Source organism: Actinoplanes sp. CA-131856 (assembly GCF_050956135.1).
GTDB lineage: Bacteria > Actinomycetota > Actinomycetes > Mycobacteriales > Micromonosporaceae > Actinoplanes.
The window spans coordinates 8149225-8173591 of the sequence record NZ_CP191849.1; the positions used below are offsets into that span (position 1 = coordinate 8149225).

A 24367-nucleotide genomic window follows, 5' to 3' on the forward strand; every position below is an offset into this window, starting at 1 on the left:
CGGCGCCGGGGGAAAGCTTCCCCATCGACGGCTCGGATGCTAGCCGATGATCGCCTCTATCAGAATCCCGCGTCCGGCGGTCTACCTGCGGTTCGTTACCGTCCGTTTCGCGCCGGATCCCGGCCGTGGCGCGCTTCGCGGAACCCTCCGAAAGTCGGATCTCCGACTCGCGCCAGGTGGACATATCCGAATAAGCCGGAGGATGCCCGCTTCATCGGAAGTGACGGCAGGAAGGAGAATCACGCCGCCCCTTAAGAGTCGATTAACTGACGGTCGCCGTTGCGTAACGGACCGCCCAAGGCAACGATCTCCGGCGATTACTTAACGTAGGGCAATTGTTGAAGCCTTGACCTGAGCAACCCCCGCTGATCGGGTGACAAGCTCCGCTGATCAGCCTATTTCTCGTGCCATCCTGAATACGCGGCGTGTCGGAGCAGCATCGAGGCCGGTGAGGGCCGCTTCGGCGGGGCCAGCCGCACCGGCACCGGCGCCTCCCCCACCGGCAGCGCGCCCAGCCGGGTCAGCAGGTCCAGCACGGGTTCGAGCTTCTCGTAGACGACCAGCACCACGTCGCCCGAGCGGGCCAGCCGCAGCGCCGCCGGCACCGCCTCCTCATATCCCCGCACCCGCACCGCCGTCAGCTTCGGGCGGCGGGCCCGCATCTCCCTCTCGACCAGCGTGGACACCTCGCCCCGGGCCCGGCCCGCGGCATCCTCGTCCTCGTAGAGCACGGCCCGGGTCACGCCGTCGGCGACCACCTGGGCGCTCGCCGCCAGCAGGTCGTCACGCCGGTCGCCGGGCAGGGTCAGCGCCACCACGCAGCGGTCCGGCCCCCACAGCTTGTGCAGCGTCCGCAGGGTCGCCGCCAGCGCGGCCGGGTTGTGCGCGTAGTCCACGAAGACCGACACGTCGCCGAGCCGCAGCAGCGTGGCCCGCCCCGGGTTGTCCACCACCCAGTCGAACTCGGCCAGGCGGCGGACCACGTCGTCCTGGCCCGCGCCGAGCGCGCGGGCGGCGGCGATCGCGGCCAGCGCGTTCGCCACCACGTGGGGCGCCGCTCCCCCGTATGCGCCGGGCATCTCGGCCATCCGCATGAGGGGCGTACGCCGGGCGCCGGTGGCCTGGGTGAGCCAGCCGTCCTGGAGCAGATAGGCGGTGGCGCCCTTGGCCAGATGCTCGACCACCACCGGCTGGCGCGCGTCCAGGCCGAACCAGACGACCCGTTTGCGGTCGGCCCGCACCCGCGGCCGCTCGACCAGGTTGCGCACCCACGGGTCGTCGGCGTTGAGCACCAGCGTGCCGCCCTCGCGGACCCGCTCGGCGACCAGCGCCTTGACGTGCGCGAGGTCCTCGATCGTCTCCAGGCCGTCCTGGCCCAGGTGGTCGGCGGTGATGTTGGTGATCACGCCGACGTCCGACCAGTCGTAGCCCAGGCCACGCCGGATCAGCCCGCCGCGCGCGGTCTCCAGCACGGCCACCTGCACGCTCGGGTCGCCCAGGACCATCTGGGCCGAGAGCGGCCCGGTGGCGTCGGCCCGGTAGATCACCCGCCCGCCCACGCGCACATCGTCAGTGGTGGTCAGCCCCACCGACGTACCACCGGAAGCCAGAAGATGCGCGGTCAGCCGGGCCACCGTGGTCTTGCCGTTGGTGCCGGTGACAGCGGCGGTCGGCACGCGCCCGTCGGATCCACCGGGGAACATCGCCCGCACGATCGCGTCGCCGACGTCACGGGCCCGGCCGCGCACCGGGGCCAGGTGCATGCGCAGCCCGGGCACCGCGTTGACCTCGATGACGCCGCCGGTGACCTCGCCGCCGTCGACCACCGGCGGCACCGGCTCGGCGATGTCGGGCAGCCGCAGGTCGATGCCGGCGATGTCGAGCCCGAGCAGCGCGGTCACGCGCAGGCAGAGCCGGTCCACGTCGGCGTGCACCCGGTCGGTGACGTCGTGGCTGGTGGCGCCGGTCGAGAGGTTCGCCGTCCCGGCCAGCCAGACCTCAAGACCGGTGGGGGGTACGTCGGTGAGCGCCCACCCTTGGCGTCCGAGCAACTCCTCGTCCGCCTCGACCCGGGTGAGCACCCGGGAGTGGCCGGTGCCGCGGCGCGGGTCGGCGTTGGTCCGCTCGATCAGCTCGGCGATCGTGGCCCGGCCGTCGCCGACCACGTGCGCGGCGATCCGCTCGGCCGCCGCCACCACCTCGCCCGCCACCACGAGCACCCGGTAGTCGCGCCCGCCGAGCTGCCGCTCCACGATCACGTCCTGGCCCGCCGCCCGGAAGGCCCGCTCGACCTGCTCGGCCGTGCCCACGTCGAGCGTGACGTGATCGCCGTGCCGTCCCTGCCGGGGCTTGACCACGACCGGGCCGCCGAGGCGGGCGAGCAGATCAAGAGCTTCCTCGGCCGTACGGGCCGGGCCGCCCTCGGCTATCGGCACTCCCGCCTCGGCCAGCAGCCGGCGGGTCACCTGCTTGTCGCCGGCGATGTCGACGCCCACGCCGCTGGTCCGGTCGGTCATGGCGGCCCAGGCCAGCCGCCGCCGCACGCCCCAGCCCAGCCGCAGCAGGCTGAGGTCGTCGAAGCGCTCGACCGGGATGCCGCGCCGCCGCGCCGCCGCGATGATCGCCCGCGTGCTCGGCCCGGCCGCTTCCCGCTCCGCGAGCGCGGTCAGCGCGTCCAGCCGGAAGTGACCGAAATCAAGACCGGCGTGCACCCCCGCCACGAGATCGACAGCGGCCTGGAGCAGCTCACCCGGCAGCGACGAATCGGGCGACTCGTCGACGGGACACTCGATGATCAGGTCGTAGAGGCCCGGAGCGCCGGCCGAGACCGTACGGCCGAAGCTGATGTCGCGGCCGATCATCTGGGAAAGCTCGATGCACGCGTGCTCGGTGGCGTGCCCGAAGTACGTGCCCCCGCGCAACCGGCTCACGAACCCGCCCGGCGCGCCCGCGGCGCAGTGGTGCTCGGCCAGCCCCGGCAGTGCCCGCAGGAGCCGCTCGGCGAAGCCGGTCACGTCCGAGGTCTCCACGCCGGTGAGCTCGTCGAGCCGCAGCCGGGCGACCACGGCGGGCCGGGAGAGGTACACGTTCGGGCCGCGCAGCCGGCGCAGGGATTCGATCTTCATGCGACGCGCCCCCCTTCACTAGGAGGCTAATCGGAACAAAACCGAAACATCCGGCTAATCGTCGTTATGGGCGGGCAGGAGGTGGGTGACCTCGGGCGGCCCCTCGGCCAGGTCGAGGGCCCGCCGCTCGGCCTGCTCGTCGCTGCCGGTCATCCGCCCCTCGTGCTGGCGCAGATGCTCCTCCCAGGTCGGCACCTGATAGACCTCGACGAACTTGCCCGGCTCCTCGCCGTCGCGGAACAGGCCCCACCGCGAGGCGCCCGTGCGCTGCCGCGAGCCCCGCACCGCCTCCATGGCGTCGACGAAGTCGTCCGCCTTGGTCTCCGCGACCCGGTAGACGACGGTGACCAGGATCGGGCCCTCGTCCAGATGCGGCTCGAGCATGATGTGCGGCTCGGCCCAGAAGGTGGCCGGGCTCCGGTCGGCCCCGTCCTGCTCGTGCACCGGCCACCAGCGGATCGTCACCGTGCCCGCCAGCAGCGCCACGGCCGCGGCCAGAAAGGCCGTGTCCAGGCCGAACAGCGAGGCGACCTGCCCCCACAGCAGCGCGCCGAGCGCCTGCGACCCGGCGAACACCACCTGGTAGACGCCGAAGCCGCGGGCCCGCACCCAGTTGGGCAGGAAGAGTTGCAGTGTCGCGTTCATCCGCGAGACCAGGGTCATCCAGGCCAGCCCGGCCAGCACCAGCACGGCCGTCACCGCGAACTCGTTCGGCACCAGAGCCGTGACCACCAAAGCTCCGCCGTAGACCACTCCGGCCAGCGCGATCAGCCGGTTCGGCGACAGCCGTTGCCGGACCCGGGGCATCAGCAGGGCGCCCGCGATGGCGCCGACGCCCAGGGCGGCGAGCAGGATGCCGTAGCCGCTCGCGCCCAGGTGCAGCTCTTGATGGGCGACCAGCGGCAGGAGCCCCCAGACGACCGCGCCCGGGACAACGAAAAGAACGATCCGGGCGAGCAGGCGAAGCACCACGGGCGAGTAGCGGACATACCGCCCGCCGGCTCGAACCGCCTGCCCGAAATGTTCGGGATGAGCCGGGCGCCGCGTGGGACGGCGCCATCGCGCCAAGGCCAGCGCGAAAACCCCGTACGACAAAGCATTTATCGCGAAAACGGTGGCCGACCCGGTCTGCGCCACCAGAAGTCCGGCGACCGCCGGCCCGGCCGAGCGGGCCAGGTTGGTGCTGACCGCGCCGAGCGCCGAGGCCGCCGGCAGCTCGTCGCGCGGCACCAGCGAAGGAATCACCGCCTGCCACGCCGGCAGGGTCAGCGCCTGCCCCACGCCCAGCAGAAATGTGAAGACCAGCAGCAGCACGGGCGGCATCAGATCGAGGATCGTCAGAACGGTCAGCACCCCGGCCACCACGAACAGCCCGATCTGCACGGCCAGCAGCAGCCGCCGCCGGTCGACCGCGTCGGCCAGCGCCCCCGACGGCAGGGCGAGCAGCAGCACCGGCAGCATCGTCACGGTCTGCACGAGCGACACCCAGGTGGCCGCGTCCGGCTCGCCGACCACGAGCCACTGCGCCCCGACCGTCTGCATCCAGGTGCCGACGTTGCCGGCCAGCACGGCGATCCAGAGGTTACGGAAGACCCGCTCCCGCAGCGGCGACCATGGACTCACCCGCGAAATCTACCGGCGCCGGGCTCCCGGCCCCGGACGGGGCAGCACCTCCCGGTAGTCGCCGATCGGGTGGCCACCGTCGCAGACCACCCGCACGCCCACCTCATCGCCGCAGCCCCGATGCTCGAACCGCAGCGGCGGACCGTCCGGATCGGCCAGGTGCCGGTCGCCCCACGCGGCCACCGCGATCAGCACCGGGTAGAGATCGAATCCCTTCTCGGTCAGCCGGTACTCGTGCCGGACCCGCGCCCCCGGCTCCTGGTAGGGCTCGCGGCGCAGCACGCCGTTCTCCACCAGCGTGGCCAGCCGGTTGGTCAGCACCTGGCGCGGGATGTGCGTCCGCACCCGCATGTCGTCGAAGCGCCGGATGCCGCTGAAGATCTCCCGCAGCACCACCACGGTCCACTTCTCCCCGAGGATCGCCATGGACCGCTCGATCGTGCAGGCATCGACCGACCAGTTAAGCGCCTCTGTGGAATTCATGACACCTAGGCTAAGTCCACTGGACAGACTCAGCAAACGGCTGCGAGGCTGCGTCCATGACCCAGACCCAGCAGGACGCGCGCACCCGGACCTTCAGCTGGACCGACCCGGCTCTGCACGCCGACCTCATCGGCCAGCGCACCGGCCTCGAGCTCCTGCGGGCCATGGCTTCGGGCGAGCTCCCCGCCCCGCCGATCATGCATCTCATCGACTCGGCCGGCATGCACGTCGAGGAGGGCGCGGTCACCGTCTACCTGGACCCGCAGGAGTTCCACTACAACCCTCTGGGCACCATGCACGGCGGCGTCATCTCCACACTGCTCGACACGGCCGCCGCCTGCTCCGTCCACAGCACCTTGCCGGCCGGCGTGGGCTACACCAGCCTCGACCTGAACGTGAAGTTCCTCCGACCGGTCACCTTGGCCTCAGGCCGCCTGACCTGCACCGGAAGCGTCCTCCAGAGCGGGCGCCGCACCGCTTTGGCCGAGGCCCGCCTGACGGATTCCCGGGACCGGCTCGTGGCTCAGGCCATGTCGAGCTGCATGCTCTTCACCCTGTAGCCAGGCGTCGCCCGCACCGTCTCTTCCGTCGGCCGGCCCACCACCTCGAACTACCTGACCGGTGCGCCTCCGCGGCGGTCGGCTCTCGCCCTGGCGCGAGCGCGCACAGAGCAGCTCGCACGCGGGCTGGGCCGAAGCGGGTGCCGCGCACGATCAGCGACATGCGAATGCGGACCGGCTCACCTCACGGAACCGCATGCCGGCTCGAACGCTCGTACGAATGTGGCACACTTTCCTCTTACCGCTCCGCTGGCTTTCGCGGGAGAATAATCCATGGGCCAGACACGGGGTCAGATCCAGTTATTCAGCCGCACCCAGATAGCTCAATGGCGCGACTTCACCAAACGCCGCAACACTCCGCCGGCGCCGAAGAATTCCGCCGCGACCACCACGAGCGCCGCCAATACGGACTGATACAGCGCCACACCCGAAAATGGCGCAGCCTGCACGGCGACAGCCCTATGCCGCCGCTGGCCCCACCCCGCCCCTACCACCCACGCCACCGCCACCCACCCACCCCGACTCACCCGGCCAGCCCAGCCGTCCCAGGCCCGATCGACCCGATCGCGGTCGGCCCGGCCATCGTCGACCCAGCCATCGTTCGACCCAGCCATCAGCCCGGGCGCAGCCAGTCCGACCGCGGCCAGCCCCATCGCCGTCAGCCCAGCCGCAGCCAGCCCAGCTGCAACCGGCCCAACCAGCCCCGCCGCAACCAGCCCCGCCGCAACCAGCCCAGCCAGCCCCGCCGCAACCAGCCCAGCCAGCCCAGCCGCAGCTGGCCCAGCCGCAGCCAGCCCGATTCCGCCCAGCCTGATCCGGCCAGCCCGGTCGCCGTCAGCCCGATCGCCGTCAGCCCGATCGCCGTCAGCCCGATCGCCGTCAGCCCGATCGCCGTCAGCCCGATCGCCGTCAGCCCGGTCGCCGTCAGGCCGGTCGCGGATTCCGCTGTATCCGGGCTGGCCTCACTGGTCCGGGCTGCCTCGGAACCGGTGAGCTTCGACCAGGTCGGGCCGGCCGGACCTGCGTGCCGGGGCCACGCCGACACCTGCCGCTCGAGCCCGGACGGCAACGGCCGGGACCACCGCCCCCACCGAGACGGTGTCGACGGGCACAGTCCGGTCCACGAGGCGGCGGATCGCCCGGTCGGCCTCGGTGACGGCGCAGGGCAGGAGGAAGCCGGCCATCGACGCCGCCGGCGCCGCGCCCGGCAAGACGCCACCATCGTTGCCGCGCTGGCCAGGCTCGGCCGCACGGCTCACGGAACGCCAGGCGCCCATTCTTATTGGGCTTCCAGAAACGGAGGCAAACCGAACGAAACACAAACGGGCGCGCGGCCATTTTCCGGACCGGTCACGAAAAGGTATTACTCGGCACGGGTAGCGAATCGTTTGGTGGCGCGGTGGCGTTTCTATCCCTAAGTGGTTTTGCGAAGCAGACGCTGACGGCGAGCTTCGCGCTTCTCCTCGAAGCGGGCCGCCTGGGTTTCTAGGTCGGCCATGTGGGCGGCCAACTCCTCGCGGGCCTTTTCGCCGTCGGCGGTCAGGTCGGTGCGGTTGAAGACGTTCCACTGGCGGATGACCGGCTGGAGGACCTCGTCGCGGTGCTGGCGCAGGTCGTAGATGCCGGCCAAGGCTATCGACAGCGCCTTGCGGCCGAAACCCTCGATGTTGGCGCCGGGCATCTCGAACGATTTGACCACGTCGGTGACGGCGCGCATGGCGTGGTCGGGGTCGAGGTCGAACGCGGCGGCCAGCAGGTTGCGGTAGAAGACCATGTGGAGGTTCTCGTCGGCGGCGACGCGGGCCAGCAACTGCTCGGCGATCGGGTCGCCGGTGGCCTTGCCCGTGTTGCGGTGCGAGATGCGGGTGGCCAGCTCCTGGAAGGCGACGTACGCGATCGAGTGGAGGATCTCGTCGGGGTGGTCGTTGCTGTAACCCGACTGCATGTGTGACATGCGGGCGCGTTCGAGCTCGGTCGGGTCGACGGCGCGGGAGACGGTCAGATAGTCGCGCAGGGCGATGCCGTGCCGGCCCTCCTCGGCGGTCCAGCGGTGCACCCACGTGCCCCAGGCGCCGTCGCGGCCGAACAGCGTGGCGATCTCGTGGTGGTACGAGGGCAGGTTGTCCTCGGTGAGCAGGTTGACGATCAGCGCGGTGCGGGCCACGTCGGGGATCTTCGAGTCATCCTCGATCCACGGGTCGCCGCCGAGCAGGCCGTCGAAGGTGCGGCCGTCGCTCCACGGGACGTACTCGTGCGGGAACCACTCCTTGGCCAGCGACAGGTGACGGTCGAGGTTCGTCGCGACGACGGGCTCGAGCTCGATGAGCAAGGCGGTCTGATCCATCTGATCTCTCCCTACGGTTACGCAACCGTAGGTTACTCCCCGATCCTGGCAACGGACCGGCTACTGGCACGCGTAGACGACGATGGATGGCTCCGACCGACCATCGAGGAGGCAGTCTTGGTACGACGTGCGCTCATCGCTCTGATCGCCACGGCGGGGCTGATCGCGCCGGCCGCGCCCGCGGTCGCCGGCACTTCGGTTCTTCAGGACAAATTGGACGCCGTGCACGCCGCGGGCATGCCGGGTGCGTTCGCCGAGGTCCGCGACGGGAAGAAACGCTGGACCCCGACCACCGGCGTGATCGACGTGAAGACCGGCGAGCCGGTGCGCGACGGTCTCCGGCATCGCGTCGGGAGCATCTCGAAGACGTTCCTGGCCACGACCGTGCTCCAGCTCTCGGGGGAACGCCGGCTCGACCTGGACGCGCCGATCGGGCGCTATCTTCCGCGTCTCGTGCCGGCCGAGGTCGGCCGGCGGGTGACCCTGCGGACGCTGCTCAACCACACCAGCGGCATCGGCGACTACGACAGCGAGCTGATCAAGACGGCCGAGGACGTCGTCACCCTGTGCGAGACGATCTACCGGCCGGAGCAGCTGGCCCGGATCGGGCTGGCCGCCGCGCCCACCGAGCCCGGCGTCTACTCGTACTCCAACACCAACTACGTTCTGGCCGGGCTGATCGTCGAGAAGGTCACCGGGCACAGCTACCGCAGCGAGATCACGAAGCGGGTGCTGAAGCCGCTCGGGCTGCGTGACACCTACTTCGAGGGCGCCGACCCGCTGATCCGCGGGCCGCACATGCGCGCCTACGTGCCGTGGTACGAGGGCGAGCTGCGCGACTTCACCCGCTGCAACATGACCTGGGGCTGGGCCGCGGGCGAGATCGTGTCGACCGCGCGCGATCTGAACGTGTTCTACCGGGCGCTGCTGACCGGCAAGCTGCTCAAGCCGTCGCTGCTGGCCGCGATGCAGACGACGGTGCCGGACGGCACCGGCGGCGGGTACGGGCTCGGCCTCTACTACGTCGATCTGCCGTGCGGCCGGGTCTGGGGCCACGACGGCGGCACCATCGGCCACGTCACGGTCTCCTGGCACAGCGGCGACGGGGTGCGCCAGGTGACGTACGCCCAAAGCATGTCGTTCTATCAGACCTCGCCGGACGAGGCCCACCCGATCGACGTGGCAGTGATCGACTTCCTGGCCACCGCGCTCTGCGGTGACCAGGCGGCAACGCTCAAGTCGACCTACATCAACCCGTTCAAGACCCGCTGATCACCGGGAACAGGTCGGCGGCCGGCGCCTCCCAAGTGGCGGCGTCGGCCTCGACCTGCTCCCCCGAGCGGATGTCCTTGACGGTGTCGGGCTCGCCCTCGCGGCCCGGGAACCAGACGTACGGGATGCCGCGCTTGTCGGCGTACTGGATCTGCTTGCCGAACTTGGCGGCGGTCGGCGCCACCTCGGCCGGGATGCCGCGCTTGCGGAGCGCCGCCGCCGTCCGGTCGCAGGCCCGGCGCAGCTCCTCGCTGGGCAGCGCGACGACCACGCAGGTCGGCACCGAGCGGGAAACGGCGAGGGCGTTCTGCCCGAACAGGACGCCGAGCATGCGGGAGACGCCGATCGAGATGCCGACACCGGGGAACTTCTCGTTGCCGACGGTGGCCAGGTTTTCGTAGCGGCCGCCCGAGCAGACCGAGCCGAACCGCTCGTAGCCCTCGAGCTGGGTCTCGTAGACCGTGCCGGTGTAGTAGTCGAGGCCGCGCGCGATCTTCAGCTCGGCCACGACGAGGCCGGGGTTGATCTCACGGGCCGTCTCGACCACCTGGAGCAGCTCTTCCAGTCCTTCGTCGAGCAGATCATCCGATACGCCCAATTTGCGCACCGCGTCGGCGAACGACCCGTCCTCGGCGGAGATCTCCGCCAGCTGGATGCACGCCTCCGCCTGCTTCTGGGACGCGCCGGCCGTCTCGATCAACTGCTCGATGACCTTGGCCGGGCCGATCTTGTCCAGCTTGTCGACCACGCGCAGCACCTGGGCGGTGTCCTGAAGGCCCAGACCCCGGTAGAAGCCCTCGCACACCTTGCGGTTGTTGACCTGGATGCGGGCCTTCGGCAACGGCAGTCCACTCAGCACGTCACCGATGACCAGCGGCATCTCGGTGTCGTAGTGGAACGGCAGCGTCCCCCGGTTGACCACGTCGATGTCGGCCTGGAGGAACTCGCGGTAGCGACCCTCCTGGGGCCGCTCACCGCGCCACACCTTCTGGATCTGGTAGCGCTTGAACGGGAACTGGAGCTTGCCCGCGTTCTCGGTGACGAAGCGGGCGAACGGCACAGTCAGGTCGAAGTGCAGGCCGAGCTGGTCGTCGCTCTTCTGACCCTCCTCGGCCTGAAGGCGGCTCAGCAGGTAGACCTCCTTGGAGGTCTCCCCCTTGCTCAGCAACGTCTCCAGCGGCTCGACCGAGCGGGTCTCCAGCGGGGCGTAGCCGTACAGCTCGAACGTGGCCCGCGCGCGGTCGATCACCCGCTGCTCGATCATGCGCTGGGGCGGCATCCATTCGGGAAAACCGGAAATGGGCATTCTCAAAATCTCCTAGGAAAAAAGTCTTCAGAGACCACGGCTCGGCGCGTCAACCAGTTCCCTCAGGTACGGGTTCTGGGCGCGCTCGCGGCCGATGGTCGTGGCCGGTCCGTGGCCGGGCAGGACGACGGTGTCGTCGGCCAGCGGCAGGATCTTGTCCCGCAGGCTGGTCAGCATCGTCTCGGTGCTGCCGCCCGGCAGGTCGGTGCGCCCGATCGAGCCGGCGAAAAGGACGTCCCCGGAGAGGCAGACCTGCTCTGCGTCCCACGTGGAGCCCGCGCCGGGCAGCCGGAAGAGCACCGACCCGCCGGTATGGCCCGGTGCGTGGTCGACGGTCACCTCGAGGCCGGCGAGCGACAGCGTGGCGCCGTCGGTCAGCTCGGCCACGTCCTCGGGCTCCGAATATTCGATGCGGCCGCCGAACAGCTGGGTGAGGTCCATGCTGAGGCCCTTGGCCGGGTCGGCCAGCATCTCCAGGTCGGCCGGGTGCACGTACGCCGTGATGCCGCGCGCGCCGCACACCGGCGCGACGGAGAAGGTGTGGTCGAGGTGGCCGTGGGTGAGCAGCACCGCCGCCGGGTGCAGCCGGTGCTCGGCCAGCACCTCGTCGAGGCGGTCGAGGACGCCGATGCCCGGATCGACGATCAGGCATTGCTCGCCGGGGGCGGTCGCCACGACATAGCAATTGGTGCCGAAGGCATCGGCCGGAAAGCCGGTGACGAGCACAACGGCCCCTCTCTCACGGATTAGAGCGAAATCGTAACGAGAGTAGCCCGGCGGTCGCACACCACTTTCTCAGGAGGTACCCGTACACTCTTGCGGGCGTGTGACAAGGGTCGTAGGAAGGACAGGTTTCGGTGGCATCCAGCAGGGACCGGCAGCGCAAGCTGGCGCGGGCGAAGCTCGATCGGCAGATGGCCCGGCAAGCCGTGAAGGAGCGCCGCCGTCGCCGCATGCTCGCGGGCGTCGGGGCCGGTGCGGCGGTCCTGCTCATCGTCGCCGGCATCGCCTGGGCCGGCGGGGCGTTCGACTCCGACGACACCGAGACCGCGGCCGCCGAGGACATCTGCGCGTGGACGCCGCAGAGCGCCACGGCCAACACCAACCTCAAGGAAGTCGGCACCCCGCCCACCACGGGCATCCCGACCTCCGGCACGCGGACCATGACGATCAGCACCAACCAGGGCGACCCGATCACGGTCAGTCTCGACAACACGCTCTCGCCCTGCGGCGCGGAGGACCTGGCGTTCCTGGCGAGCAAGCAGTTCTACGACAACACCGACTGCCACGAGATCACCTCGTACGGGGCGATCCGCTGCGGCGACCCCAGCGGCACCGGCCAGGGCGGCCCGACGTACAGCGTCTACAACGAGAACGTGCCGGCCGCCCCCGAGCCCGCCCCCTCCGCCTCCACCGGCACGGCGGCGAAGACGCCGCTCTACCCGAAGGGCACCGTGGCCCTGATCGGCGACCCGCCGGGCACCAACGGCAGCCAGTTCCTCATCTTCGCCAAGGACTACAGCCCGGCCACGGCCGAGTTCTCGATCGTCGGCACCGTGGCCGGCGGCCTCGACACCGTGACGAAGATGAGCAAGATCCCGACCGTGGCCAACGCGGCCGGCGACAAGGTGAAGCCGAAGTCGAAGATCACCATCAAGAGCCTGACTGTCGGCGACGGGGCTGCGGCCACGCCCGCGTCGCCGTCGGCAAGCACTCAGTCTTAATCCCCTAGGCCGATCACAGCAGGAGGAACACCGTGTCGTCGATCAAGGACCGGCAGCGCGCGGCGGCGCGGGCCCGGCTCGAGAAGGAGATGTCCGAGCGTGCCGCGGCAGCCCGCAAGCGCCGGCAGCGTCAGGCCATCATCGGCTCGGCGATCGCGGTCGTGCTGATCGCCGGCGCCGGGGTGCTCATCGTCACCCAGCTCAACAAGGACGACAAGAAGAGCACCAGCAACGCGGCCGGCGTCCCGGCCGGCCAGGTCGCCTGCACCTGGACGCCGGACGCCGGTGGCGGCAAGACCAAGGACGTCGGCACCCCGGCCGCTACCGCGCCCAACACGGGCAAGGACGTGCTGACCATCGAGACCAACCTCGGCACGATCAAGGCCGACGTGGACAAGTCCAAGGTCCCCTGCACGGCGGCCAGCTTCGAGTTCCTCGCGTCCAAGAAGTTCTGGGACAACACCAAGTGCCACCGCCTCGTCAACGAGGACAAGTTCCGCGTGCTCCAGTGCGGCGACCCGTTCGCCACCGGCAAGGGATATCGCGAGACCGACGGCCAGGGCGGCCCGAGCTACACCATGGCCGAGGAGAACCTGCCGACCGACACCACGAACCCGTACCCCGCGGGTTCGATCGCGATGGCGAACACCGGCCAGCCGGGCAGCACGGGCAGCCAGTTCTTCATCGTCTCCGAGGACACCCAGCTGTCGGCGAACTACACGCTGCTGGGCACGATCACCTCGGGCCTCGACGTGGTCAAGGGCGTGGTCAAGGCCGGTGACGACGGCGCCTTCAAGGAGTCGGCCGGCGGCGGCCACCCCAAGAAGGAGATCGACATCAAGTCGCTGACGATGGCTGCGGCCTGACCGGTGTTTTAAGGGGCGGCGCTTCGGCGCCGCCCCTTTTCTTATGCTCCGGAAGTGACGCGGTAAGCGTCGAAGACCCCGTCGACCTTACGGACGGCGGCGACCAGATGGCCGAGGTGTTTCGGGTCGGCCATCTCGAACGTGAAGCGGCTGACCGCCACCCGGTCGCGGGTCGTGGTGACCGTGGCCGACAGGATGTTCACCCGCTCCTCGGACAGCACCCGGGTCACGTCGGCCAGCAGCTTGTGCCGGTCGAGCGCCTCGACCTGGATGGCGACCAGGAACGTCGACGCGCTGGTCGGTTTCCAGGTCACCTCGACCACGCGCTCCTCCTGCTCGCGCAGGTCGGCCGCGTTGGCGCAGTCCTCGCGGTGGACGCTGACACCGCCCGAGCGGGTGACGAAGCCGAAGACGGCGTCGCCCGGCACCGGGGTGCAGCAGCGGGCCAGCTTGACCCACACGTCGCTGACGCCCTTGACCACCACGCCCGGGTCCTGGGCCGTGCTGCGGTTGCGCGGCGGGCGGGTCGCGACGGCGGTCTCGGCGATGTCCTCGACCGCGCCCTCCTCCCCGCCGAAGCCGGCGACGAGTTTCTGCACGACCGACTGGGCGGAGACCGTGTTCTCCCCGATCGCCGCGTACAGCGACGCCACGTCGGGCAGGTGCAGGTCGCGGGCGATGGTCGTCAGGTTCTCGTTCGTCAGCATGCGCTGCAGGGGCAGGCCCTGCTTGCGCATCGCCTTGACGATCGCCTCCTTGCCGACCTCGATCGCTTCCTCGCGGCGCTCCTTGTTGAAGTACTGCCGGATCTTCGTCCGCGCCCGGGGGCTCTTGACGAAGCCCAGCCAGTCCTGCGTGGGGCCGGCGTTCGACGACTTCGACGTGAAGATCTCGATCACGTCGCCGTTGGACAGCGTCGACTCGAGCGGCACGAGCTTGCCGTTGACCCGGGCGCCGATGCACTTGTGCCCGACCTCGGTGTGCACCGCGTACGCGAAGTCGACAGGCGTCGAACCCGTCGGCAGCGGGATGACGTCGCCCTTGGGCGTGAAGACGTACACCTCCTGGCTCGACAGGTCGAACCGGAGCGCGTCGAGGAACTCCGACGGGTCGCTGGCCTCGCGCTGCCAGTCGAGCAGCTGCCGCAGCCAGGTCATCTCGTCGATGTGCGCCGGCGGGCCGACGATCGTCGCGCCCTTCTGCTCCTTGTATTTCCAGTGGGCGGCGATGCCGAACTCGGCCGTGCGGTGCATGGCGAAGGTGCGGATCTGCATCTCGACCGGCTTGCCGGTCGGGCCGATGACCGTCGTGTGCAACGACTGGTACATGTTGAATTTCGGCATCGCGATGTAGTCCTTGAACCGGCCCGGCACCGGCTGCCAGTTCGCGTGGATGACGCCCAGCGCGGCGTAGCAGTCGCGGACCGTGTCGACCAGGATGCGCACGCCGACCAGGTCGTAGATGTCGTTGAAGTCGCGGCCCCGCACGATCATCTTCTGATAGATCGAGTAGAGGTGCTTCGGCCGGCCGGTGGTCTCGGCCTTGATCTTCGCGGATTTCAGATCGAGCGAGACCCGGTTGGTCACCTGGCGCAGCAGCGCCTCACGCTGCGGCTGGTGCTCACCGATGAGGCGGTTGATCTCTTCGAACCGCTTGGGGAACAGCGTGCCGAAGGCGAGGTCCTCGAGCTCCCACTTGATCGTGTTCATGCCGAGGCGGTGGGCCAGCGGGGCCAGGATCTCGAGCGTCTCCTTGGCCTTCTGCTCCTGCTTGGGGCGGGGCAGGAAGGTCAGGGTGCGCATGTTGTGCAGCCGGTCGGCCAGCTTGATGACCAGCACCCGCGGGTCCTTGGCCATGGCCACGACCATCTTGCGGATCGTCTCGGCCTTGGCCGCGTCGCCCAGTTTCACCCGGTCGAGCTTGGTCACGCCGTCGACCAGCAGCGCCACCTCGGCCCCGAAGTCGGACCGCATCTGCTCGAGCGAGTAGTCGGTGTCCTCGATCGTGTCGTGCAGCAGGGCCGCGACCAGCGTGGTCGTGTCCATGCCGAGGTTGGCCAGGATGGTGGCCACCGCGAGCGGGTGGGTGATGTAGGGGTCACCGGACTTGCGGTACTGACCCGAGTGCCACCGCGCGGCCACGTCGAAGGCGCGCTGGAGCATGCGCCCGTCGGCCTTGGGGTGGCTGGCCCGGTGGGTCGCGATCAGCGGCTCGAGGACCTCGCTGACCTGCGTGCTCTGCCACGGCGCGTTGAAGCGCGCGAGACGGGCCCGGACGCGGCGCCCGGTGGGGGCGCTGGCCAGGCCGAACCTCTCCTCACCGGGAGCCAGCGGCTGAGTCTCCTCGAGGTCGGCCGCGGGAACGGCCGGCCGGGGACCCTCAGGCCGCGTTTCGGCCGCGGGCGCCGTAGCGTCCGCACCGGTCCGTGTGTTCTCGGTCGGCTGCACCGTGCCCTCCGCCGGAGGGGCGACGTCGCTGGACACCGGCCTCCTCACACCCTCGTCGATAGTGGGTTGGTTCACCTGGTTAGGAACGCCATCCTACCCGCACGCTCTTCCCCGATAACCCGGCCGAACCCGAAGAAAGAATCAGACGGTCAGGAGCGCGTGGACCGTACGGGGACTGAGCCGCTCCCGGCCCTTGAGGAAGCCCAGCTCCATCAGCACCGTGAAGCCGGCGACCGTGCCACCGGCCCGCTCCACCAGGTCGAGCGCCGCGGCCGCCGTGCCACCGGTGGCGAGCACGTCGTCGACCACCAGAACGCGCTGTCCGGCGATGAAAGCGTCCTCGTGCACCTCGAGGGTGGCTTCGCCGTATTCGAGCTCGTACGAGGCCGACAGGGCCTTGCGCGGCAGCTTCCCCGCCTTGCGCACCGGCACCACGCCGGTGCCGGTCGCGTACGCGATGGCGGCGGCCACGACGAAACCGCGGGCCTCGACGCCGGCCACGACGTCGAAGGAGCCCTCGCCGTGGTGGGCGATGATGCCGTCGATCACCTGACGGAACGCCGGCCCGTCCGCGAACAGCGGCATGAGGTCCTTGAAGACGACGCCCGGCTTGGGGAAGTCGGGCACGTCGACGGTGCCGCTCTCGACGATGGCGGCCAGGTCGGTGTGCTGGTCTGTCACGCGCGCAAGCCTTTCACAACGAAAAGGGCGGCCCGATCGGGCCGCCCTTTTCTCTGTCGAACGCTTCAGCGGCGCTTGCCGCCGGGCCGGTTGCCCGGTCCCCGGTTCGTGTTCGAGCCGGTGCCGCGCTTGGCCGTGGGCCGGGCGCCCGGCCGCGGGGCCGAGGAGGCCAGGGCCGGGGCCTCGTCCGACTCGGTCAGGTTCGACTGCCGGCCGACGCGCTCGCCGCGGGCCACGTCGCCCGACTTGCCCTGCGCCCGCCGGGCCAGGACCCGGGCGGTGTGCGCCTTGATCTTCGGCTCGCGGTCCTTGAACGCGGTCAGCAGCGGCGCCGCGAACATGATCGAGGCGAGGACGCCGAAGCCCATGCCCACGAACAGCACCAGGCCGAGGTCCTTGAGCGTGCCCGCGCCGAGCAGGCCGGCGCCGATGAACAGCAGGCCGCCGACGGGCAGCAGGGCGACCAGACCGGTGTTGATCGAGCGCATCAGGGTCTGGTTGACCGCCAGGTTGGCCGCCTCGTTGTAGGTGCGGATGCTGCTCGCGGTGATGCCGCGGGTGTTCTCCTGCACCTTGTCGAAGACGACCACCACGTCGTACAGCGAATAACCCAGAATCGTCAGGAAGCCGACCACCGTCGAGGGCGTCACCTCGAAGCCGACCAGCGAGTAGACGCCGGCCGTGAAGATCAGGTCGAGCAGGAGCGAGGAGACGGCCGCCGCCGCCATGCGCCACTCGAACCGGATGATCAGGTAGATCATGACGACGATCAGGAAGATGATCAGACCGAGCAGGGCCTGCCTGGTCACCTGCCCGCCCCAGGCCGCCGAGACCTGGTCGTCACTGACCTTCGTGGCGTCGAGCTTGAGGTCGGTGACCAGCGCGGTCTTGGCCTCCTCGGCCTGCGCCGCAGTCAGCGTGGTGGCCCGCACGGTGTAGGTGTCGCTGCCGCCGCCGGTGCTGCCGAGCGTCTGCGACGAGACGACCTCGGCCGCCGGGTCGACCGACTTGATGGCCCGCTCGACCGCGTCGGACACCTCGTCCTGGGTGTAGGTCGTGCTGCCGTTCGTGGCCGGGACGCTGAACGACGTGCCGCCGGCGAACTCGATGCCCAGGTGGAAGCCGCGGATCGCGATGCTGCCGATGGAGATCAGCACGAGCGCGGCCGCGATGATGAACCACAGCTTCCGGCGGCCGATGATGTTGACATTCGCCTCGCCCGCGTAGAGCCGGGCGGCAAGACCTTGGCTGGCCATGTCAGGCCTCCTTGACGTCGGTCGGAGCGCGGCGCAGCACGCGGCCGAGACCACTCACGCGCGGCGAGAGGAACGCCTTGGTGCTGGCGAACATCGTCATGATCGGGTGACGGAAGAGGAACACCACGACCAGGTCGAGCACCGTCGAGATGCCGAGCGCGAAGGCGAAGCCCTGCACCGCGCCGACCGAGACGATGTACAGCACCACGGCGGCGAGGATCGTGATCGTGTTCGCCGAGATGATCGTACGGCGGGCGCGGGCCCAGGCCCGTGGCACCGCGCTGCGCGGGCTGCGGCCCTCGTGGATCTCGTCCTTCAAGCGTTCGAAGTAGATGACGAACGAGTCGGCCGCGACACCTAGCGAGACGATGAAGCCGGCGATGCCGGCCAGCGTCAGGGTGAAGCCGACCGTACGGCCCAGGAAGACCAGGGCGCCGAAGGTGAGCAGACCCGAGAGCATCAGGCTCAGGAAGATGACCGAGCCGAGCAGGCGGTAGTAGAAGAACGCGTAGATGGCGACCAGGCCCATGCCGATCGCGGCCGCGATCAGACCGGCCTGCAGCTGCTGGGTGCCCAGGGTGGCCGAGACGGTCTGGGCCGGGCCCGAGGTGAAGGTGACCGGCAGCGCGCCGAAGTTCAGCTGGTCGGCGAGCTCCTTGGAGCTGCTCGCGTTGAACTGGCCGGTGATCTGCGAGGTGCCGGTGAGCACGCCCTGGATCTGCGGGGCCGAGATGACCGACTTGTCGAGGACGACGGCGACCGCGCAGTGCTCGATCGAGCCGTACATCGCCGTGGCGGCGGTGTAGCAGGGAGCGTCCGAGGTGGCCTCGAAGGCCTGGCGGGTCAGCGCGGCCCACTTGGTCGAGCCCTCGCTCTTGAAGTCGAGGGAGACGACCCACTGGCCGGTCTGCTGGTCGAGCTGCGGGCTGGCCTTGGAGATGTCGTCACCGACGACCTTGGCCTGGTCCATCAGGATCTTGCCGCCGTTGTAGCAGGCCACGACCTGCTTGGTGACCGCGTCGATGGCGCCGTTGGGGCGCGCGTCGAGCTGGGTGCAGCCGACCGTCGGGACGTACATCTGCATCTGCGGGGTGAGGACGTTGACCTCGTCGCCGCTGAGCTTGGCGAACGGGGCGTACTGCTTGCCGGCGTTCGGGTCGGTGCTCAGGTCGACCGGGGCGGTCAGCTTGCTCGCGGCGGCCCAGACGGTGGCGCCCACCTTCTTCTGGACCTCGGCCAGCAGGGCCTTCTCGTCGGCGGTGGCCGGCGGCGCCGCGGGGGCGCTCGGGCTCGCGGAAGCCGACGGGGTCGGCGTCGGCGTCGGGGCCTTGACGACCTCGCCGCCGCCCTGGCCACCGGTCGGCGCGCTGCTCGACACCGCGGGGGCGCTGGTGGCGGTCGACGGCTTGGCGGACGACGACGTCGACGGCTTCGCGCTGCCCGACGGGCTGGCGGCCGCGCTCGGCGTCGCCGTCGGCGGGTTCAGCGCCACCGTCGACACGTCGCCGGTCGCGCCGATCACCAGGCGGAAACGCATCTGCGCGGCCTGCGACAGGTCCTTGAGCTGGTCGTCGGCCTTGCCGGCGAGGGAGACCACGATGTTGCGGTCACCCTGGATGACCACCTCGGCCTCGGAGACGCCGAGCGCGTTCACCCGCTGGTCGATGATCTCGCGGGCCTGCTCCATGCTCTCCTTGGACGGCACCTGGCCGCCCTGGACGGAGGCGATGTAGGTGGCCTGCGTGCCACCGACCAGGTCGAGACCCAGTTTCGGGTGCAACCGGTCGGTGAAGCTGCCACTCGCGCCACCCGCGAAGAAGACCAGCAGATACAGAACGACGAAGATGAAGCCGAGCACGGCTAGCTGCCGTCCGGGATGCATCTGCCCCTGTGGTGGTCGTGCCACGGCTTTCGGTCTCCCTGTGTCTTAATGTCCGGTTCTGGTGGCCGCGCGCGGCCTGACGGACCGGCCCATCTGGACCGGCCCGCCGGGGTGGAACTGTCAGTCCTTTTTACGCGTGTCGACGATCGGGTCGGCGACCGGCTCCTCGACGGCGGGCTCGGGGGTCTCCTCGACCACGTCGGTCTCGACCGGCGTGCCGGCCTGTGAGACGACGCGGGCGATGGCCGGGCGAGCGAACTGCACCTCGACCCCGTCGGCGATCTCCAGGTTGACGACGTCGTCGTCGACCGAGACCACGGTGCCGTGCAGGCCACCGATCGTCACGATCCGGTCGCCCGGCCCCAGCGCATTCTGCATCTGCTGAGCCTCGCGGCGGCGCTTCTGCTGCGGCCGGATCATCAGGAAGTACATGACGGCGAAGAGGAGGACGATGAGAAGCAGCGGCGTGAAGCTGCCACCACCCGATGCCTCGGCTGCCTGAATCACCAAAAAAGCCTTCCGTAGGCCGCCGGCGACGCGCCCGCGCGCGTGACCGGGGCGATAAACACATCCCGGGTTGGAACGGCGGCGAGTCTAATCGGTCAACCTGGGAAGTCCGAATGCGGCACACATCACGTTCGCATTACGAGGGGATTTCACGCGTCCCGTGCGAACAAATCCCCTTGGATCACGCCCGACGGCGGCGTCTTTCCCAGGTGCACCCAGCCCGCCTCGGTGGCCACCCGGCCCCTCGGCGTGCGGGCCAGGAGCCCGGCCCGCACCAGGAAAGGCTCGCACACCTCCTCAACGGTGTCAGACTGCTCGCCGACCGCTACCGCCAAGGTGGACAAACCGACCGGCCCGCCGCGGAAAGACTCGATGAGCGCCCGCAACACGGCCCGGTCGAGACGGTCCAGGCCCAGCTCATCCACGTCGTACACCTTGAGCGCGGCGCGGGCTGTGGATTCAGTCACCACCCCATCCGCGCGCACCTCGGCGAAGTCCCGAACGCGCCGAAGGAGACGGTTTGCGATACGCGGCGTGCCGCGCGACCGGCCGGCGATCTCGGCCGCGCCCTCGTCGGTGATCGGCACGCCGAGGATGCGGGCCGAGCGGTGCAGCAGGGCGTCCAGATCGGCCGGTGAGTAGAAGTCGAGGTGGGCGACGAAACCGAACCGGTCACGCATCGGCCCGGACAGCAGCCCGGCCCGGGTGGTCGCGCCGACCAGGGTGAACGGCTCGACGTCGAGCGGGATCGCGGTGGCGCCCGGACCCTTGCCGACCACGACGTCGACCCGGAAGTCCTCCATCGCGCTGTAGAGCAGTTCCTCGGCCGGCTTCGCGATGCGGTGGATCTCGTCGATGAACAGCACGTCACCGGGACCGAGGCTGGTGAGGATCGCGGCCAGGTCGCCGCTGCGCTCGATCACCGGCCCGCTGGTCGTGCGGATGCTCGTGCCCAGCTCGGCCGCGACGATGTTGGCCAGCGTGGTCTTACCCAGACCGGGCGGGCCCGAGAGCAGGATGTGGTCGGGCGGAGCGCCGCGGCCCATGGCGCCCTTGAGCAGCAGGTCGAGCTGGTCGCGGACCCGGTGCTGGGCGATGAACTCGGCGAGCCGGCGCGGGCGGACGCTGGCCTCGGCGTCGAGGTCCTCGTCGCCCGCGTCGGCCGAGACGAGATCGCTCATCGGGTCTTGCCCAGCAGCCTGATCGCCTGGCGCAGCAGCTGCGGAACGGGCGGGACCTCACCGTCGATCGTCTCGGCCAGCGCGGCCACGGCCTGATCGGCCTGGGCGGCCGACCAGCCGAGCGCGAGCACGCCCTGGCGCACCTGCTCCTGCCAGGCCCCGTTGAGCATGCCCGCGGTGTCGCCGGCCATGGCCATCGGGCCGATCTTGTCGCGCAGCTCGAGCACCATGCGCTCGGCGCCCTTCTTGCCGATGCCCGGCACCCGGGTCAGCGTGGCCAGATCGCCGCCGGCGAGGGCGCGGCGCACGGTCTCGGGCGAGTGCACGGCCAGCACGGCCTGCGCCAGCCGGGGCCCGACGCCGCTGGCCGTCTGGAGCAGCTCGAACAGGTGCTTCTCGTCGTCGTCGGCGAACCCGTAGAGGGTCAGCGAGTCTTCCCGCACCACCATGCTGGCGGCGAGGCGCGCCTCGGCTCCCGTCTTGAGCCCGGCCAGGGTCCCCGGCGCGCACTGCAGCTGCAGGCCGACCCCGCCGACCTCGATGACGGCGCTGTCGGCCGCGATCGCGGCCACGACCCCCCGCACGCTGGCGATCATCTGCGAGTTCCCCCTGCTTTCCTGGCGGCGTCGATCTTTCGCTGAGCGGCGATCGTTGCCGCTTGAATACGGGCCCGGGTGCCGCCACGCCAGATGTGGCAGATGGCGATGGCGAGCGAGTCGGCGGCGTCGGCCGGCTTGGGCGGCGCGTCGAGGCTGAGCAGCCGCGTGACCATGGCGGTGACCTGAGCCTTGCCGGCGGTGCCGGAGCCGGTCACGGCCGCTTTGACCTCGCTCGGCGTGTACGTCTCGACGGGCAGCCCGGCCCGGGCCCCGGCCAGGATCGCGACCCCACTGGCCTGCGCCGTGCCCATGACGGTCCGCGCGTTGTGCTGCGAGAACACCCGCTCGACGGCCACACTGTCGGGCTTGTGCTCGGCGACGAGCTCACCGAGCGACTGGTCGAGATGAAGCAGCCGCAGGGAGATGTCGTCGTCGGGCTCGGAGTAGACCACGTAGTAGGCGACCAGCTTGCACGGACGCCCCGGCACGCCCTCGACGACACCGACTCCGCAGCGTGTGAGCCCCGGGTCGATGCCGAGCACGCGCACCATGGACCTCCCCTGCCTCACGTACGTGTGTTCGACACCCTAGTACGGCCCCCTCTTGCGCCCGGCAGCGACACGCCCCGACGATGGGCGGGGAGGGGGTGAGCCCATGTATCTCGTGCCGCCCATGGACGACGAGCCGCCACCCGACTACGTCACGTTCGTCGCCCTGCACGTCAACGACCTGCGCCGCGAGACCCATCGTCTGGTCGGCGGCGACCCCGAGGCCGCCCACCTCTACATGGACGTCCTGGCCGACGTGGCCTGCCATTGGCGCCGCCTGATCTGGCGCCGCCGCCTGCTGGGCCACCCGCAAGCGGCCGCCGACTACATGACCCACCGCCTGGCCAGCCGCACGAAGCAGTGGCGGGATGAGCAGATCTACGAGGTCGACGTACGGGTGCTCGCGCCACCCGCGTCCCTGTACCGCCGCAACGGCCCCACAGCGTCATTGGCCCTGCGCAAGGCCGACGTGCTCCCCGACACCCACCGCTCAGGCGTGGAGGCGACCGCCGACGCCGGCATAGCGTGGGTCCAGGCCTACCGCCGCCAACTTTGGCACCGGGCCGGCCGCCTGATAGTCGGCGGCATCCTCCTCATAGCCGCGATGATCCAATTCATGACGAGCATCTCCACCGACTACTGACAAGGGGCCGACCCACGAACGAACCGGCCCATTGCCATCGACCACGGCCATTGCCCTTTAGTGAGGCGCCGTCTTGATCGACCGCTGCCGCAACTCCGGAACGACCTTGCCGATCGTCTCGAAGTCACGATCCTCATGGAGCACGGTCAACTTGAGCCGGATGGCAGTCGCCGCGATGAGAAGATCGGCGAGCGCCAGGCCCCAGTGAGCGCTTCGCCGAGCCAGCTCCCTCCGGATGAGGGAGACGTCGTCCCAGACGTTCGCAGGGATGACGACCGGCAGATACCTGCTGACGATGAATTCCTCCATCTCGCCGTACTTCTTCGTCTCGACGATGCGCAGAGACTCGACCAGCGCCGGTTCGCACACGGAGATCAGGCCCCGGTCAAGGACCTCCCCCCAGCGCGGGTCGACCTGCTGCCGGAGTGAACGAACGAGAGCGCTGCTGTCGATCAGGTACATCATTCGTCGGCCTCTCCCAGCTCGCGGAAGGTGATCTCGCCGTTCTCCACCATCTGCCGCAGCTTCTCGCCGGCGGCGCGGCGCTTTCCTCGCTCGGTTTCCACCAGCCGCCGGAGAGCCTCGTTCATCGCCGCGGTCGGCGATGAGGCCTGAATCTGCCGCCGGGCTTCCTCGAGCAGCTCCTCGTCGAGGAACACTCCGTCGTCCGCCTCCTCGACGGGCGGCCTGATCGCGAGTTCTGTCATCGAGTCTTCTCCTTCGGTCATCCCGCCGACGCCCATCAAGATACTGGTCATGCGACCACTAGTCACGGGTCCGATGTGCCAACTTGAAAGATCATTCTCGATTTCCGCCAGTCGCCGACGGTCCCGTAGCTCGTACTGAGGACGCCCACCGCGAAGCACTCGCCGATGGAACTCCACAATGACCTGACTGTCATCACCTCGGGGCATCACGACGATCCAGCACACCGGGATGCCGCGCTCCGCGTACCAGCTCATCCGCTCGGCGGGCTCCTCGCCCTCGGCGACGACCTCGACCACGAGACTGAAGGCGTCGCCGGGCAAAGATGTGCAGCTGGCCGGGTCGGGCGGCAGGCGCGTCACGACACCGAGATCAGGCAGACGCCAGTCCTCCGCCCGATCACTGTGAATGCCGGGCCGATGAAACACCTCGAGGCCGGTGGCATGCAGCATCAGCTGGAGCCGAGCCGTGAGCGCTTTCTCCCGGAAGCTGGTCAGCCGAAGCGCGACAACCTTCCCGTCATGCATCTCGTACGGGGAGTCCGGGCCCAGCCGATCGCCGTCGTCGATCATCGGCGCCTCCTGCAGACACAGAAGCGGGGCCGGTCGCTGATGC

The 24367-nt window shown here is 69.9% G+C and carries 23 protein-coding genes; 5 read left to right on the forward strand and 18 right to left on the reverse strand.

The annotated features are described in order from the left end of the window. Window positions 1-395 precede the first annotated feature (395 nt). The 3 genes from cphA to ACQP2X_RS37305 are packed head-to-tail and all read right to left on the reverse strand — an operon-like array spanning window position 396 to window position 5231. Window positions 396-3125 (reverse strand): cyanophycin synthetase, encoded by a 2730-nt coding sequence (cphA, locus tag ACQP2X_RS37295; protein WP_498689997.1) that lies wholly within the window; start codon window positions 3123-3125, stop codon window positions 396-398. A gap of 54 nt (window positions 3126-3179) precedes the next feature. Then, window positions 3180-4748, reverse strand: a complete 1569-nt coding sequence (locus ACQP2X_RS37300) for an MFS transporter (RefSeq protein ID WP_498689998.1) — start codon at window positions 4746-4748, stop codon at window positions 3180-3182. A 9-nt stretch (window positions 4749-4757) separates the two neighbouring features. Next, a complete protein-coding gene (locus tag ACQP2X_RS37305) occupies window positions 4758-5231 on the reverse strand; it encodes a winged helix-turn-helix transcriptional regulator (protein ID WP_498690000.1) in 474 nt (157 codons plus the stop codon). Between the two features lie 56 nt (window positions 5232-5287). Between ACQP2X_RS37305 and ACQP2X_RS37310 the strand changes: the two genes are divergently transcribed. After that, the gene (locus ACQP2X_RS37310; RefSeq protein WP_498690002.1) at window positions 5288-5791 is read left to right on the forward strand and encodes a PaaI family thioesterase; all 504 of its coding nucleotides are present in this window, start codon (window positions 5288-5290) and stop codon (window positions 5789-5791) included. A gap of 323 nt (window positions 5792-6114) precedes the next feature. On the opposite strand, the gene ACQP2X_RS37315 is transcribed toward ACQP2X_RS37310, so the two are convergent. The 3 genes from ACQP2X_RS37315 to ACQP2X_RS37325 all read right to left on the reverse strand — a co-directional run bounded on the left by ACQP2X_RS37315 (window position 6115) and on the right by ACQP2X_RS37325 (window position 8135). After that, the gene (locus tag ACQP2X_RS37315) at window positions 6115-6444 is read right to left on the reverse strand and encodes a hypothetical protein (protein WP_498690004.1); all 330 of its coding nucleotides are present in this window, start codon (window positions 6442-6444) and stop codon (window positions 6115-6117) included. A gap of 5 nt (window positions 6445-6449) precedes the next feature. Continuing rightward, window positions 6450-6860, reverse strand: a complete 411-nt coding sequence (locus ACQP2X_RS37320; protein ID WP_498690006.1) for a hypothetical protein — start codon at window positions 6858-6860, stop codon at window positions 6450-6452. 345 nt (window positions 6861-7205) lie between these two features. Beyond that, a complete protein-coding gene (locus ACQP2X_RS37325; protein ID WP_498690007.1) occupies window positions 7206-8135 on the reverse strand; it encodes an acyl-ACP desaturase in 930 nt (309 codons plus the stop codon). A gap of 117 nt (window positions 8136-8252) precedes the next feature. Between ACQP2X_RS37325 and ACQP2X_RS37330 the strand changes: the two genes are divergently transcribed. Further along, window positions 8253-9407, forward strand: a complete 1155-nt coding sequence (locus ACQP2X_RS37330; protein WP_498690008.1) for a serine hydrolase domain-containing protein — start codon at window positions 8253-8255, stop codon at window positions 9405-9407. Here ACQP2X_RS37330 and hisS read toward each other — a convergent pair. Beyond that, on the reverse strand, window positions 9394-10713 hold the full coding sequence (gene hisS, locus ACQP2X_RS37335) for a histidine--tRNA ligase (RefSeq protein ID WP_498690009.1): 1320 nt from the start codon (window positions 10711-10713) through the stop codon (window positions 9394-9396). The genes ACQP2X_RS37330 and hisS overlap by 14 nt on opposite strands. Window positions 10714-10740: 27 nt before the next feature. Then, window positions 10741-11439 (reverse strand): MBL fold metallo-hydrolase, encoded by a 699-nt coding sequence (locus tag ACQP2X_RS37340; RefSeq protein WP_498690010.1) that lies wholly within the window; start codon window positions 11437-11439, stop codon window positions 10741-10743. Between the two features lie 131 nt (window positions 11440-11570). Between ACQP2X_RS37340 and ACQP2X_RS37345 the strand changes: the two genes are divergently transcribed. Together ACQP2X_RS37345 and ACQP2X_RS37350 are read left to right on the forward strand one after the other, a co-directional pair. Beyond that, a complete protein-coding gene (locus ACQP2X_RS37345; protein WP_498690011.1) occupies window positions 11571-12437 on the forward strand; it encodes a peptidylprolyl isomerase in 867 nt (288 codons plus the stop codon). Between the two features lie 32 nt (window positions 12438-12469). Further along, complete coding sequence (locus ACQP2X_RS37350) at window positions 12470-13303, forward strand: peptidylprolyl isomerase (protein ID WP_498690014.1); 834 nt, start codon at window positions 12470-12472, stop codon at window positions 13301-13303. Window positions 13304-13344: 41 nt separating this feature from the next. On the opposite strand, the gene ACQP2X_RS37355 is transcribed toward ACQP2X_RS37350, so the two are convergent. From ACQP2X_RS37355 to ruvC, 8 genes are all read right to left on the reverse strand, one after another. Further along, complete coding sequence (locus ACQP2X_RS37355; RefSeq protein WP_498690016.1) at window positions 13345-15786, reverse strand: RelA/SpoT family protein; 2442 nt, start codon at window positions 15784-15786, stop codon at window positions 13345-13347. 105 nt (window positions 15787-15891) lie between these two features. Further along, entirely contained in the window at window positions 15892-16431 is a 540-nt protein-coding gene (locus ACQP2X_RS37360; RefSeq protein ID WP_498690017.1) for an adenine phosphoribosyltransferase, read from the reverse strand. A gap of 65 nt (window positions 16432-16496) precedes the next feature. Further along, window positions 16497-17687, reverse strand: a complete 1191-nt coding sequence (secF, locus tag ACQP2X_RS37365; RefSeq protein ID WP_498690019.1) for a protein translocase subunit SecF — start codon at window positions 17685-17687, stop codon at window positions 16497-16499. A 1-nt stretch (window position 17688) separates the two neighbouring features. Next, window positions 17689-19569: a protein translocase subunit SecD gene (secD, locus tag ACQP2X_RS37370; RefSeq protein WP_498701134.1), complete on the reverse strand. Its 1881-nt coding sequence runs from the start codon at window positions 19567-19569 to the stop codon at window positions 17689-17691. A gap of 120 nt (window positions 19570-19689) precedes the next feature. Next, the gene (yajC, locus tag ACQP2X_RS37375; RefSeq protein WP_498690022.1) at window positions 19690-20076 is read right to left on the reverse strand and encodes a preprotein translocase subunit YajC; all 387 of its coding nucleotides are present in this window, start codon (window positions 20074-20076) and stop codon (window positions 19690-19692) included. A gap of 149 nt (window positions 20077-20225) precedes the next feature. After that, window positions 20226-21257: a Holliday junction branch migration DNA helicase RuvB gene (gene ruvB / locus ACQP2X_RS37380; RefSeq protein WP_498690023.1), complete on the reverse strand. Its 1032-nt coding sequence runs from the start codon at window positions 21255-21257 to the stop codon at window positions 20226-20228. Then, window positions 21254-21853 (reverse strand): Holliday junction branch migration protein RuvA, encoded by a 600-nt coding sequence (gene ruvA, locus ACQP2X_RS37385; protein WP_498690025.1) that lies wholly within the window; start codon window positions 21851-21853, stop codon window positions 21254-21256. The genes ruvB and ruvA overlap by 4 nt, the downstream gene beginning before the upstream one ends. After that, window positions 21850-22404, reverse strand: coding sequence for a crossover junction endodeoxyribonuclease RuvC (gene ruvC / locus ACQP2X_RS37390; RefSeq protein WP_498701136.1), 555 nt, complete (start codon window positions 22402-22404; stop codon window positions 21850-21852). The genes ruvA and ruvC overlap by 4 nt, the downstream gene beginning before the upstream one ends. 106 nt (window positions 22405-22510) lie before the next feature. On the opposite strand from ruvC, the gene ACQP2X_RS37395 reads away from it, so the two are divergent. Then, window positions 22511-23047, forward strand: a complete 537-nt coding sequence (locus tag ACQP2X_RS37395) for a hypothetical protein (RefSeq protein WP_498690027.1) — start codon at window positions 22511-22513, stop codon at window positions 23045-23047. Window positions 23048-23104: 57 nt separating this feature from the next. On the opposite strand, the gene ACQP2X_RS37400 is transcribed toward ACQP2X_RS37395, so the two are convergent. Beyond that, window positions 23105-23509 (reverse strand): PIN domain-containing protein, encoded by a 405-nt coding sequence (locus ACQP2X_RS37400; protein ID WP_498690029.1) that lies wholly within the window; start codon window positions 23507-23509, stop codon window positions 23105-23107. After that, on the reverse strand, window positions 23509-24324 hold the full coding sequence (locus tag ACQP2X_RS37405) for a Uma2 family endonuclease (RefSeq protein ID WP_498690031.1): 816 nt from the start codon (window positions 24322-24324) through the stop codon (window positions 23509-23511). Before ACQP2X_RS37405 ends, ACQP2X_RS37400 begins: the two co-directional genes overlap by 1 nt. Window positions 24325-24367: the final 43 nt, after the last annotated feature.

Bases quoted from the DNA above. Each gene is read 5' to 3' on its own strand.
- secD (WP_498701134.1), bottom strand. From the start codon at position 19,569: ATGCATCCCGGACGGCAGCTAGCCGTGCTCGGCTTCATCTTCGTCGTT.
- cphA (WP_498689997.1), bottom strand. From the start codon at position 3,125: ATGAAGATCGAATCCCTGCGCCGGCTGCGCGGCCCGAACGTGTACCTC.
- ACQP2X_RS37305 (WP_498690000.1), bottom strand. From the start codon at position 5,231: ATGAATTCCACAGAGGCGCTTAACTGGTCGGTCGATGCCTGCACGATC.
- secF (WP_498690019.1), bottom strand. From the start codon at position 17,687: ATGGCCAGCCAAGGTCTTGCCGCCCGGCTCTACGCGGGCGAGGCGAAT.
- ACQP2X_RS37325 (WP_498690007.1), bottom strand. From the start codon at position 8,135: ATGGATCAGACCGCCTTGCTCATCGAGCTCGAGCCCGTCGTCGCGACG.
- hisS (WP_498690009.1), bottom strand. From the start codon at position 10,713: ATGCCCATTTCCGGTTTTCCCGAATGGATGCCGCCCCAGCGCATGATC.
- ruvA (WP_498690025.1), bottom strand. From the start codon at position 21,853: ATGATCGCCAGCGTGCGGGGGGTCGTGGCCGCGATCGCGGCCGACAGC.
- ACQP2X_RS37395 (WP_498690027.1), top strand. From the start codon at position 22,511: ATGTATCTCGTGCCGCCCATGGACGACGAGCCGCCACCCGACTACGTC.
- ruvB (WP_498690023.1), bottom strand. From the start codon at position 21,257: ATGAGCGATCTCGTCTCGGCCGACGCGGGCGACGAGGACCTCGACGCC.
- ACQP2X_RS37405 (WP_498690031.1), bottom strand. From the start codon at position 24,324: ATGATCGACGACGGCGATCGGCTGGGCCCGGACTCCCCGTACGAGATG.
- ACQP2X_RS37310 (WP_498690002.1), top strand. From the start codon at position 5,288: ATGACCCAGACCCAGCAGGACGCGCGCACCCGGACCTTCAGCTGGACC.
- ACQP2X_RS37400 (WP_498690029.1), bottom strand. From the start codon at position 23,509: ATGTACCTGATCGACAGCAGCGCTCTCGTTCGTTCACTCCGGCAGCAG.
- ACQP2X_RS37315 (WP_498690004.1), bottom strand. From the start codon at position 6,444: ATGGGGCTGGCCGCGGTCGGACTGGCTGCGCCCGGGCTGATGGCTGGG.